Genomic DNA, 11,342 nt, shown 5'->3' on the forward strand with positions numbered 1-11,342 from the left:
TTCACCGGTTGAATATGAAAAGCAGTGGGAAGAGGCTAAAAATGTGTCCGGTATTTCTTGACCACTACAGCTTTCACGGTAACTATGCAGATAAGCACAGTTCAGCATTAAACGCCCTGTAGTAAAAAGTCTACCCATTGCCCGTGTACTGCATCTTAAAATTCATAAGGAACTATTTGTTATTGCTTTTTATTATATAATAAGTATTGAAATAATTGTCATTTAATACTATTAACTGTCATGGTTATTTTCTCTAACTGACAAAGGCATAAATGTTTATCTAGTTATCGAGTAAAAGATGAATTTATGGTTTATCAATAAGTTGGGTTAATTTGTCACTGTTATGGAAAATAATGTTAGTAATAACAGAGGACAAACAAGATGAAAAAATACTTGGTTGGCGCGTTATGTGCCTCTTATTTTCTACTTGTTCCTGTTCAAGCAACTGCTTTTATTTGTAGTCCTTATCAAACAGATGCAGAGTGGTTGGCTTGTGTAGGCAAGTGCGCAGCGGATAATTGGTGGGCTCCAGCATGGATGTGTGCTTTACTCTGAAAATTATCGTGGATAACTTAGGTTACGTAGGCGGCTTCGATGATACTCAAATCAACATGGGGTCGCCTCATTAAGTATACACTCGGTATCTGACTGATTATTTTCTTGGGTTTGTCTTGGGTGTCTGGAGGCATTAGATGAACCTTTGGAAATCGACTTGATCTATGGCTTCCACGGAAACTATGCAGATAAGCACAGTTCAGCATTAAGCGCCCTGTAGTAAAAAAACTATCACTTGCCCGTATACCTGCGCGAACGGTACAGAGTTAACTGGCCTAATTTGTCCAGTTAGCTAAGGCAGAATCCCGCCTTTGGTCAATCCGACCACCTCCACCAGCTCACAGGGCAAATCTCAGGTATTACGGGCAATACTAAGCCCCATACAAGGCTTTGCTCACACGCTCTATAACCAATTGATAAAGCTCAAATACCCTGAAAAAAGGAGTTTGAACCGTTATGGGAATCCCCATATCGCCCGGCTTTCCCCATTGGTGATTGCTAATATTATCAAAGGGTTAGGTTTAATTCCGGCGCCTTACCGGAATATAGCCACACTGCAAATACGCAGTCTGGTCTAAAACCCTTTACATTAGGTAAAACCTGTATACTCTGTTTTTAGCATATTTTTACCCTTAACTTTTTTGACGTAGACCAAACTCATAGTGAATGGGAGATATTTAAAGATGTCTTTATTAGATGCTGATAGATTTGGGGGAAATTGGGTATTTCGCTTTAATCAAACTCTACATTTTCCCCTTAAGTTCTCTTCGACTATGCAAAATGGGGCTTGTAGTAGTTTGGTAATGGCTTGGGTAAAGATGCACAAATTAGGAAAGTCTCATCTATTCCCCGGAAATATCAAACTTCCTAGCTATATAAAAATAGTTGAAAACCTTAAAGCTAAGAGCATGGATGGCATGCGCTTTATTAATGAAAACGGATTATCTTATAGGGGGATAAGCCGTTATGATGGCGATAATATCGTGGAAAATTTAGCTACTATTCATGAAGGTTATGAAGCTTTGGCATATGGAGATCATGCTATTGGCCTAGCAGTAACTGCCCAGGGGGTTGATTGTTTCGACCCCAATTTTGGTTGCGTCCATTTCCCGACGCGTCAAAATTTTATAACATGGTTTGAGAAAAGATATTGGCCTAACCGTGATGGAATAGGGACGATGGCGAGGCCATGCTATTACATTCTTGTACATTCAATTGCATCAACCTAGAAGCCATGATCGTGCATAGACGCCAAGCTACATATTTACATCTTGCCCGTAAATCCACCAGCAAAGTGATTTCGTCTACTAAACGGAATTAAACCAATTCAAGGAGTTAGAATCTTTCTTTCTCCCGTCAACTTACTCCAATGCAGGAAGTTAGTATCAATCAACAAGTTATATGAAAAATCACCATAACCCCTTGATTGAGCTTAATTGTTCTGAAACAGCGCGATTAGACTTTGGACAAAAACCACCAGCTATAGCGCAATGTTATTCGATGGGGCTATCTCGACGGAGAGAAAAGCGGTACGCCTTACCGCCTGCCTCATCACCTCTATTGTTAAGGCACAACGTTATAAGGCGGACGTTATGAGCGACGTATCTTTTAATCTTGAATACTATCCTTTAGATTTAGCTACAAAGACTATTAACCGTTCTGAGATGGAGCTATTACTTTTAGCCCAAGCAGGGGAAATCGAATTCCGTTTATACCCCGATCCAACTGGTGGCATTCTTGAGTGGGATTCAGTCACCAGTTGGGAAATTGGTGTAATTATTTCCCGAAATAGAAAAATAACTAAGAAAGATTCGCCATAGCTAACAGAGGCTACCTTAACGGTTGATATAGAATTAACCGATTTAGTGATAACACAGTCAGAACTGATAAAGGCGCACAATATTCTTACAGCCTATTCAGAATCTTTTTCAAACGTGACTATTTTTCCTGTATCCCATCGGAATGAGAAAAGCCTATGTTAGTGATATCAGTCGAGAAGTTTTTCAGGAAATTGAACCTTTGTTGTTCAGCAGTCGAAAACGCACACGTCCCCGAAAAGTCGATGTGTATGACGTGTTTTGCGCACTGCTGTATCTACTCAAGAGTGGTTGCCAGTGGGATATGCTCCCCAGTGATTTTCCCAGTAAGAGTACCGTGTACTACTATTTCAAACTTTGGAAAGAGAGACCGTCAGAAACGGAGCCAAGCCTGCTGGAGCAGGCGTTAAAAAATGCGGTTGGCGAGGCCCGCATCAGCAATGATCGGAACGACAACACCACTTTCGTGATCATTGATTCGCAAAGCGTTAAGAACACGGATACGGCCCGTGAAAAAGGCTATGATGCAGGTAAAAAGATTTCTGGCATCAAACAACACATCGCGGTAGATACGCAGGGTTTACCTCATGCAATGACAGTAACAACGGCCAATATCACGGACAGAAAAGGCGCTTTGATGGCATTTACCCAGCACAAGAAGTCGCTTTCCTGCGTGAAGAGTGTGTTAGCCGATGGAGGTTATACCGGAGAAACCTTCGCGGAGGGTGTGCATCATATATTGGGCGCGACGGTCGAAATAGCCAAACGCAGTGAACTACATATTTTCAAGGTGATACCCAAGCGGTGGGTCGTCGAACGTTCATTTGGTTGGCTAGAAAAATGTCGACGATTGTGGAAGAACTGTGAGAGGCATTTGAATACCAGCCTTCAGTTCGTCAATCTAGCATTCCTTGTCGTGCTGTTGCGTAGAAAAAATACTGAATAAGCTCTAAACACTTATCTGGCAGAGCTAATGATTTTGCATGATAAAAAAAGGTGCTTTTAGCCATATTAGCAACACGCAACAAAACCTTTAGTGGATAATTTTGCCTTAACTCATTAATTAGCTTTACTTTTGCTTTTGTTGTACATTTTCTGGCTGAATTAAGGCATTGAGCTTTTTTAAGTAATCAAGTTCGGCTCTTAAATAAGTAATCTCTTCAATTAATTCTAACTGAGTTTTCTTATGATCTGCTTTGTGTTGGGTTTTGGGTTCGCTGCTTTTCTTCATCTTAACTGGATTTGGTTTTCTTGCTAAAGCTGCTTTACCTCCATTCTCGTACAATTTATCCCAGATAACCAAGGAATGAGCACAGCGAAGGTTAAAGTATTCTGCAGCTTGTCTAAATGAAAGGTTATTATCTCTTCTGTATAAGATGATAAACTCTTTTCTTTCAACAGAATAGTGTTGTTTTGAGTGTTTTAAACCATCATCACCATGTAATTTATATAAATTAACCCAGTTTCAGACATTGCTCTCATTAATGCCAAATTTGGCTCCTGTTCGTTTTTGTCCGTCAGAAGTATTTAAGAAATGTGTAACAACCTTTAATTTAAATTCAAATGTTCTTTTTTTTCTTTCCATTGATTTGCACCCTTTAAGTTGGAGTTAACTAGTTCAACTTTTGGGGTACAGTTCATAAATAGGGACTCCTTGAGTTTAAGGAGTCTTCAATCTCAGAGGCTACCCGATAATTTCGGGTTGGTTATAAATTACTCATTAATTTTAAACCAAGTGAATAATGTTCACTCAGTTCAATCAGCCGAACTTTCGTCCGGTTACTCAGCGAAACTTTTCGCTCAGTCATTGGCTGAAAATTTAGCCTGTGGGTATGCGAAAAATTTCTCACACCTCAATAACTCATTGATTTATCCGAGGCCGTCACTTTGGCCGTGTTGTTTTATAAGGCTTTTACCGGACGGCTTAGATTCAAGCCCTCCTGTGTTGTGATTTCCTGATTTGAAATCGGAAAACTCCTTTTCATCCTTACTTTGGAATTGACCCTAACTTCTTTAGCAAAAAAATCATTCGCTAAATAACATCAAAAAATTTGAATATTTAAAATCACTGTTTATATGTACAGAAAGGCATTATTTCAGAGAGGAATTTTGACAGTGAATTTTTCGGATAAAATAATAATGTCCGTTCTTCAATATTTGTTTTGGAGGGAATGATCTGACGGGTAAATCAGACCCAAGACAGACAAAAATGGCGTGTATTTTTGTTACACTTTCTTACAAATAGAAATACATTCGTTACAAATAAAAACACCTCAGAGGGGGATTCTGAGGTGCTTGGAAAAAAGAGCCGCGTATCTTTTGCGTATCTTTTTAAGTCCTTTTACTGTCATGACAGTGACCTACCAACTTTGCTAACTTCTTGTTTTTCAAGTTGTTGTCCTTACACTGTCCTACCAAATTTGGTGGAGCTGGCGGGAGTTGAACCCGCGTCCGAAATTCCTACATCCTCGGTACTACATGCTTAGTCTGGTCTTTACATTCGCTTGCCAGCTGCGGACAGACACGCCACTAACAAACTAGCCTGATTGGATTTAACGCTTCAACCCCAGGCAAGGCATCCACGCGATCTCTTTTGGGTTTGACCTCTCTTGATCCCCGTCCTAAGAGCGGAGGCTAGGGAGAGAGGGCTCTGCGCAGGTTATTAAGCTGCCAGTGCGTAGTTTTCGTCGTTTGCGACTATTGTTTTGCGGCTTTTTACGAGGCCAACCGCCCCTCGGCATGCACCTTGGGTTTCGCGAATCCCGTCGAATCCAGAATCAGCCCCAAAAGTGTGTTAAACGCAAGTATATCAGAATATTGAGCAAGAATGCCAGTAATTAACGCCCTGAATTCTTCATAATTCGCGCTTTGTCTAATTTCCACTCACGTTCTTTAATGTCTGAACGTTTATCGTGCTCTTTTTTACCTTTTGCAACGCCAATTTTGATTTTGCACCAAGCATTTTTCCAATACATGGAAAGCGCAACGATGGTATAACCTTCGCGATTGATTCGACCATATAATGAATCAAGTTCACGTTTGTTCAGTAGTAGCTTGCGTGACCGTGTCGGATCGCAAACTACATGGGAAGAAGCAACATTCAGTGGCGTTATTGTGGCACCAAAAAGATAAGCATCGCCATCTTTGAGCAAAACGTAACTCTCACTGATGTTAGCCTTGCCAGCGCGCAGTGATTTGACTTCCCAACCTTGTAGGGATAAGCCTGCTTCGAATTCTTCTTCGATGAAGTATTCGTGGCGGGCTCGCTTATTCATGGCAATTGTTGCCGAACCGGGTTTGTGTGCTTTTTTCTTTGTCATAATGCGTTGTATTATACTGTATGCGTTAGTGAAAGAAATCTCTTCTGTATGATATTTAGCGATGAATGCACATTTATTGTTCTAAATGTCATCAGGTTTTTATTTAATCACATTTAAGTGGTATTATTCAGCGCTGTTACGTTTTACAGGAAATGATATGCCTCAGATTAGTCGCTCTGCGCTAGTGCCTTACAGCGTGGAACAAATGTATAAATTGGTCAATGATGTGACTTCTTATCCGGATTTTTTACCGGGGTGTGTGGGTAGCCGTGTAATAAGCAGTAGTAATAATGAAATGACGGCTTCGGTTGAGGTCTCTAAGGCAGGGATCAGTAAGACGTTTGTAACGCGTAATACGTTATTCGATAATCAAAGTATCAAAATGCAGCTTGTTGATGGACCTTTCCGTAAGTTGATGGGAGGGTGGCATTTTATTCCACTAAGTGAGGATGCCTGTAAGGTTGAGCTGCACCTCGATTTTGAATTTACCAATAAGTTGATTGAATTGGCCTTTGGTAAGGTATTCAAGGAATTGGCCGGTAATATGGTTCAGGCTTTTACCCAACGCGCACGTGAGGTTTATAGTGTCTGAGATCAATATCGAAGTCGTTTATGCTCTGCCTGAACGGCAATATCTGTGTAATGTGAAAGTACCGCAGGGAGCAACGGTTGAACAAGCGATTGTTGCGTCTGGTCTTTTGACATTACGTAATGATATCGATTTGACTAAGAATAAAGTTGGCGTTTATAGCCGACCAGCCAAACTGACAGATATGCTGGAAGAGGGAGACCGTGTAGAAATTTATCGCCCTCTCATTGCTGATCCCAAAGAAATGCGGCGTAAGCGAGCAGAACGCGCTAAAAATAATGCTCAATAATACCAGTCAAAAGTCTACTTATTCGCCAGCACTATATTGGAATTGGACTGGCGAATAAATAAAACCCACATCTTATTTATTTTCAGGTAGTGATTTTTCGTTCTTGATATCGGTCAGCACACCTTTGCCATCAAAGGTAAGTGTTAAGGTTTCCTGAGTGGCTTTTTCGTGCCCCGGTTGCTGGCGGAAAATGTAATACCAAGTCTGGCTTCCAAACGGATCAGTTAGCATTGGGGTTCCCAAAGTGTAAGCGACTTGCTGCTGAGTCATCCCTTTCTGGATTTTTGATACCGCAGCCGGCGTCAGGTAATTCCCTTGATTAATATCAGGATGATAAACAATTCGCTCAAACGTAGAGCAACCCGCAGTCAGCATAACAAGTGATACAGTAGCGGCAGTCAATAATTTACAGCGCATAGTGATTACATTCCTTTAGGAGTTAAGCCGTCGATGATAATAAACATTGAAGAGATTGAAAACCTCTACGCGTTTACCTATGACTTCAATTATACAAAAAAGTTGTATTAATTTATGCCGCTAACAGCTCTTTTGCATTGGCCAGTGTATTTTTTGTCACTTCACTCCCCGCCAAAAGCCGCGCCAGTTCTTGGAGCCGTGCTTTTTTATCCAATAGTTGCATTTGGGTTTCTGTCTCTTCTCCATCAGTCTGCTTACTAACGTAAAAGTGTTGATGCCCACATCCTGCCACTTGCGGTAGGTGGGTAACGCACATAACTTGGGTTGATTCTCCCAATTCACGCAGTAGGCGACCGACGATTGTTGCCGTTGGGCCACTGATACCAACATCAACTTCGTCGAAGATGAGGGCTGGTGTTTCCATTTTCTTCGCGGTAATCACCTGAATAGCCAGTGCAATACGGGATAGCTCACCGCCCGATGCCACTTTTGCCAATGATTGGTGAGGTTGGCCGGGGTTGGTTGTTACATTGAATTCAACTTTGCTGGCACCATCAATGTTTAAATGCTCCGGTTCAAAGGTGATATCAATCGTGAAACGACCATGAGGCATGGAAAGCTGGTGCATGCTACTTGTTATCAGTTGGCTTAATTCTATAGCATATTTCTGGCGGATATGGTGCAGTTTTTCTGCCACGGTCAGAGCCTGCTGGTAGTGCAGGCTGACAAGTTCACTCAGATGAGCGCAATCATCTTCTTGTTGGGATAACTGATGCTGTTCTTCCAACAATTGCTGATGTAAGGCTGGCAGCTCTTCCGGTGCAACGTGGTGTTTACGTGCCATGCTGATTTGCTGGGAAATTTTTTGTTCCAGCTCGAATAAACGGTTAGGATCCAGTTCCAATTGATCACTGTAATGACGCAATTCATCACTGACTTCATTGATTTGGATAGCAGCTTCTTCCAGCATGTTAAGTAAGTTACTGAGCTTGTGATCCATGCCAGCAAGTTCTGTAAGTTCACTTCGTGCATAGCTGAGAAGGCTGATAATGTTTTGCTCATCATTATCGCTTAAGATCTGGAGAATGTTCTGGCTGACTGACAGGAATTGCCCACAGTTTGCCAGCCGTTTATATTCGCTGTCTTGTTCTTGATAATCCCCTTGTTGTGGTGACAGTTCGTTCAGTTCTTTCAGATGATATTCCAGCAATTGCTGACGTGACCGACGCTCAAGGGCTTGTTGTTGAAATTGTGAGAGATCCTGACAACTTTGTCTCCATTGTTGGTACGCCTGTTTCATTTCATGATGGAGTTCAAAGTCGCCCGTATAGATATCCAGTAAACGTCTTTGATGACGGTTTTCTAACAGTAATTGATGGGCATGTTGCCCGTGAATTTGAATCAGATGTGAACCTAATTCACGTAACTGGGAAAGTGGCACGGCAGTACCGTTGATGAAACCCCGAGAGCGCCCATCCGCAGTAATCGTGCGACGCAGAAGGCACTCATTGTTGTCATCAAAACTTTCATCAAGCTGATGGTCTTCAAGCCACTTACGTGCAGAAGGGGCATCTGTCAGTGAAAAACGGGCACAAAGATCGGTACGGGGAGCACCAGAGCGAACCATATTGGCTTCGCCACGATTGCCAAGACATAAACCCAATGCATCGATCGCGATAGATTTACCGGCTCCGGTTTCTCCTGTAATTGCCGTCATTCCTGAGCGGAAATCAATTTCAAGTTCGCGAACGATGGCAAAATTACTGATGGTCAACTGAGTCAGCATTGTGCTCCTCCTGCTTTACTGTGTATAAAAACACGTTCCTGTGTATAAAAACACGTTCCTGTGCATAAAAGCATGTCTGTGCTTACATACAGTATAAACTGGTTTTTTATACAGTAAAGTAGGGAGCAGTGTTTTTAGAACATTTTTTTTGACCACCCCAGTTTTGTGCTCAGCGTATTGAAGTAGTTGTAATCTTTCGGGTGAATCAAATGCAGATTATATTCGCTGCGTTTGATAATGACTTCTTCACCGTCTTGGATAGGCAGAACAATTTGGCTGTCACAGCTCACTTCGTAATCATTACTGTTTTGAGAAAATTTCAATCGAATGCTACTTTCGCTGCTGATCACAAGAGGGCGTGCTGAAAGTGTGTGCGGAAACATTGGCACCAGCACGATGGCATTTAAGTTTGGTGTTAATATTGGCCCTCCGGCAGATAAAGAGTAGGCGGTGGAACCTGTAGGGGTTGCTATGATTAAGCCATCTGAACGTTGGGAAAAGGCAAAACGTTCATCGATATAAACTTCGAACTCAATCATATGGGCAACTTTACCCGGATGTAATACCACTTCGTTCAGGGCTGTGCTGTGCCGGGGTTTTTGTCCTTTTTTTGTGACCTGAGCTTCAAGTAGAAAACGTTTTTCATCCCGATACTCGCCGTCCAAAACTTCAGAGAGCTGTTGTAAAGCATTATCGGGATCTAAATCAGTCAGAAAACCTAAATTACCCCGATTGATACCAATGACTTTGATATCATAGCGTGATAGCACTCTGGCAGCACCAAGCATGTTGCCATCTCCACCGACAACAATCACCAGATCGGCAATTTTACCGATTTCGGTCAGCCCTCCGGTTTGAGCACCCTTTAAACCAATATCTTTTGCAACTTGTCTGTCCACAATAACGCAATAACCTTTAGATACTAGCCAATGGTAAAGCATTTCATGGGTGGCCAGTGCTTCAGGATGACGTGGACGACCGACAATACCGATGCATTTGAATTCATTATTCATTGCTGTTATTTCCTTCAGCATATGGTTTTGCCCTCACAATATGATGTGTTCCCTTGAATCCCGCGTATTGATCCCCATAATAAGCTGGAATGGCGAAGATAATACAAAATACGCGGAGATATTCATGAGTAGTAAAGACCAAAAAGTACCTGACGAGCAAGTCTCAGAAAATACAGAAAATGTATTAGAGGAACAAATTAGTACAGCACAGGCAGACGCGCCAGAGACTGAAAATGTTGTTGACCCGCGTGTTGCCGAGCTGGAAGAACAGTTGAAACAGGCCCAGGTTAACGAACGTGATGCTATGCTACGTGCTCGTGCTGAAGTGGAAAATATTCGCCGTCGTACCGAGCAGGATGTAGAAAGAGCACATAAGTTCGCATTAGAAAAATTTGCTAATGAACTCCTGCCTGTAATCGACAATCTGGAACGTGCGCTAGATGTTTCTGATCGTGCCAATGAATCATTGCAACCTATGATTGAAGGTATTGAACTGACGCTGAAATCTTTTATTGATGCAGTGGGTAAGTTTGGTATTGAAGTTGTTGGTGACACCAATGTGCCTTTCAATCCTGAAGTACATCAGGCGATGACCATGATGGAATCTGATCAGCATGAACCGAATCACGTCATGTTGGTGATGCAGAAAGGTTATACCTTGAATGGTCGTTTACTGCGTCCTGCAATGGTTGCAGTTTCTAAATAAATTACGGTATTCCGTGATGTAATGCCGCCATCTAGAGGCGGCATTTTTGTAGGCAGAGCACGATTATTGAGGTAACTGAGGTGTCCAATCGATTGGGGACAATCCTTGTGTTTCCAACAAACTATTGGCTTGTGAAAAATGTCTGCAACCTAAAAAACCGCGATGTGCTGACAATGGTGAAGGATGAGGTGCTTTCAGCACATGATGGCGTTGGGTGTCAATAAAATGGCCTTTTTTCTGGGCATGAGAACCCCAAAGCAGGAAAATAACCCCGCTACGATGTTCGTTGATTGCTGCAATGACTTTATCGGTGAAAGTTTCCCATCCCAAATTCGCATGGGAATGTGCGTTGCCGCGCTCAACAGTCAGCACGGTATTGAGCAATAACACACCTTGTTTTGCCCAACTGATCAAGCAACCGTGATTAGGGCGGGTAAATCCAGCAATATCCGATTCCAGTTCTTTGTACATATTGACAAGAGAAGGCGGCGCCGGAATGCCGGGTTGTACTGAGAAAGCCAGTCCATGGGCTTGATTCGGGCCGTGATAAGGATCTTGTCCCAAAATCACCACTTTTACATCAGCCAATTCGGTATAACGGAATGCGTTGAAAACATCCTGCTGTGGCGGATAAATGGTTTTTCCAGCCTGACGTTCGTTGGCAACATAAGCCAATGTATCAACGAAATAAGGCTGTTTCTTTTCATTGCCGATGACATCGTGCCATGTGAGAGGTGCGGACATAACCAATCCCTTTCTATATGATTATCAGATGGACTTAAGCTTACCGATTCCCTTGGCATAGGGAAACCCTAGTATCCCAATCCAAGTTTAATTTATAGAATGAAAA

The 11,342-nt window shown here is 42.2% G+C and carries 13 protein-coding genes and 1 other RNA gene; 7 read left to right on the plus strand and 7 right to left on the minus strand.

All coding sequences use genetic code 11. The features are described 5' to 3' along the window. Nucleotides 1-866: 866 nt before the first annotated feature. From AB204_RS22590 to AB204_RS19420, 4 genes are all read left to right on the plus strand, one after another. The gene (locus AB204_RS22590) at nt 867-1,133 is read left to right on the plus strand and encodes a hypothetical protein (RefSeq protein ID WP_152671585.1); all 267 of its coding nucleotides are present in this window, start codon (nt 867-869) and stop codon (nt 1,131-1,133) included. Nucleotides 1,134-1,238: 105 nt separating this feature from the next. Continuing rightward, nucleotides 1,239-1,784 (plus strand): YopT-type cysteine protease domain-containing protein, encoded by a 546-nt coding sequence (locus AB204_RS19410; RefSeq protein WP_047965035.1) that lies wholly within the window; start codon nt 1,239-1,241, stop codon nt 1,782-1,784. 363 nt (nt 1,785-2,147) lie between these two features. Further along, nucleotides 2,148-2,375 carry a hypothetical protein gene (locus AB204_RS19415; RefSeq protein WP_152671586.1) on the plus strand — a complete coding sequence of 76 codons (228 nt, stop codon included), beginning with the start codon at nt 2,148-2,150 and terminating at the stop codon, nt 2,373-2,375. 142 nt (nt 2,376-2,517) lie between these two features. Then, nucleotides 2,518-3,318, plus strand: a complete 801-nt coding sequence (locus tag AB204_RS19420) for an IS5 family transposase (RefSeq protein WP_084728634.1) — start codon at nt 2,518-2,520, stop codon at nt 3,316-3,318. A 123-nt stretch (nt 3,319-3,441) separates the two neighbouring features. On the opposite strand, the gene AB204_RS19425 is transcribed toward AB204_RS19420, so the two are convergent. The 3 genes from AB204_RS19425 to smpB form a co-directional block, all read right to left on the minus strand. Next, nucleotides 3,442-3,657, minus strand: coding sequence for a hypothetical protein (locus AB204_RS19425; RefSeq protein ID WP_053067956.1), 216 nt, complete (start codon nt 3,655-3,657; stop codon nt 3,442-3,444). 1,136 nt (nt 3,658-4,793) lie between these two features. Continuing rightward, nucleotides 4,794-5,157: a transfer-messenger RNA gene (gene ssrA, locus AB204_RS21740) on the minus strand. Nucleotides 5,158-5,209: 52 nt separating this feature from the next. Then, entirely contained in the window at nt 5,210-5,692 is a 483-nt protein-coding gene (smpB, locus tag AB204_RS19430) for an SsrA-binding protein SmpB (protein ID WP_047965037.1), read from the minus strand. A 157-nt stretch (nt 5,693-5,849) separates the two neighbouring features. Here smpB and AB204_RS19435 point away from each other — a divergent pair, with 157 nt between their 5' ends. Together AB204_RS19435 and AB204_RS19440 are read left to right on the plus strand one after the other, a co-directional pair. Further along, complete coding sequence (locus tag AB204_RS19435; protein ID WP_047965038.1) at nt 5,850-6,284, plus strand: type II toxin-antitoxin system RatA family toxin; 435 nt, start codon at nt 5,850-5,852, stop codon at nt 6,282-6,284. After that, nucleotides 6,277-6,570, plus strand: a complete 294-nt coding sequence (locus AB204_RS19440; RefSeq protein WP_047965039.1) for an RnfH family protein — start codon at nt 6,277-6,279, stop codon at nt 6,568-6,570. Before AB204_RS19435 ends, AB204_RS19440 begins: the two co-directional genes overlap by 8 nt. A 72-nt stretch (nt 6,571-6,642) precedes the next feature. Here AB204_RS19440 and bamE read toward each other — a convergent pair whose 3' ends face one another. The 3 genes from bamE to nadK form a co-directional block, all read right to left on the minus strand. Then, nucleotides 6,643-6,987 carry an outer membrane protein assembly factor BamE gene (bamE, locus tag AB204_RS19445; RefSeq protein ID WP_047965040.1) on the minus strand — a complete coding sequence of 115 codons (345 nt, stop codon included), beginning with the start codon at nt 6,985-6,987 and terminating at the stop codon, nt 6,643-6,645. A 112-nt stretch (nt 6,988-7,099) separates the two neighbouring features. After that, the gene (recN, locus tag AB204_RS19450; RefSeq protein WP_047965041.1) at nt 7,100-8,773 is read right to left on the minus strand and encodes a DNA repair protein RecN; all 1,674 of its coding nucleotides are present in this window, start codon (nt 8,771-8,773) and stop codon (nt 7,100-7,102) included. A gap of 134 nt (nt 8,774-8,907) precedes the next feature. After that, the gene (nadK, locus tag AB204_RS19455) at nt 8,908-9,786 is read right to left on the minus strand and encodes an NAD(+) kinase (protein WP_047965042.1); all 879 of its coding nucleotides are present in this window, start codon (nt 9,784-9,786) and stop codon (nt 8,908-8,910) included. Nucleotides 9,787-9,910: 124 nt separating this feature from the next. Here nadK and grpE point away from each other — a divergent pair, with 124 nt between their 5' ends. After that, on the plus strand, nt 9,911-10,492 hold the full coding sequence (gene grpE, locus AB204_RS19460) for a nucleotide exchange factor GrpE (protein WP_047965043.1): 582 nt from the start codon (nt 9,911-9,913) through the stop codon (nt 10,490-10,492). Nucleotides 10,493-10,555: 63 nt separating this feature from the next. Here the strand turns inward: grpE and ung are convergent, their stop codons facing one another. After that, a complete protein-coding gene (gene ung / locus AB204_RS19465; protein ID WP_047965044.1) occupies nt 10,556-11,236 on the minus strand; it encodes a uracil-DNA glycosylase in 681 nt (226 codons plus the stop codon). Nucleotides 11,237-11,342 lie beyond the last annotated feature (106 nt).

Source organism: Xenorhabdus khoisanae (genome assembly GCF_001037465.1).
Lineage (GTDB): Bacteria > Pseudomonadota > Gammaproteobacteria > Enterobacterales > Enterobacteriaceae > Xenorhabdus > Xenorhabdus khoisanae.

Coding starts and splice junctions, on each gene's coding strand:
- grpE (WP_047965043.1), top strand. CDS start 9,911: ATGAGTAGTAAAGACCAAAAAGTACCTGACGAGCAAGTCTCAGAAAAT.
- AB204_RS19410 (WP_047965035.1), top strand. CDS start 1,239: ATGTCTTTATTAGATGCTGATAGATTTGGGGGAAATTGGGTATTTCGC.
- AB204_RS19435 (WP_047965038.1), top strand. CDS start 5,850: ATGCCTCAGATTAGTCGCTCTGCGCTAGTGCCTTACAGCGTGGAACAA.
- bamE (WP_047965040.1), bottom strand. CDS start 6,987: ATGCGCTGTAAATTATTGACTGCCGCTACTGTATCACTTGTTATGCTG.
- nadK (WP_047965042.1), bottom strand. CDS start 9,786: ATGAATAATGAATTCAAATGCATCGGTATTGTCGGTCGTCCACGTCAT.
- AB204_RS19415 (WP_152671586.1), top strand. CDS start 2,148: ATGAGCGACGTATCTTTTAATCTTGAATACTATCCTTTAGATTTAGCT.
- recN (WP_047965041.1), bottom strand. CDS start 8,773: ATGCTGACTCAGTTGACCATCAGTAATTTTGCCATCGTTCGCGAACTT.
- smpB (WP_047965037.1), bottom strand. CDS start 5,692: ATGACAAAGAAAAAAGCACACAAACCCGGTTCGGCAACAATTGCCATG.
- AB204_RS19420 (WP_084728634.1), top strand. CDS start 2,518: ATGAGAAAAGCCTATGTTAGTGATATCAGTCGAGAAGTTTTTCAGGAA.
- ung (WP_047965044.1), bottom strand. CDS start 11,236: ATGTCCGCACCTCTCACATGGCACGATGTCATCGGCAATGAAAAGAAA.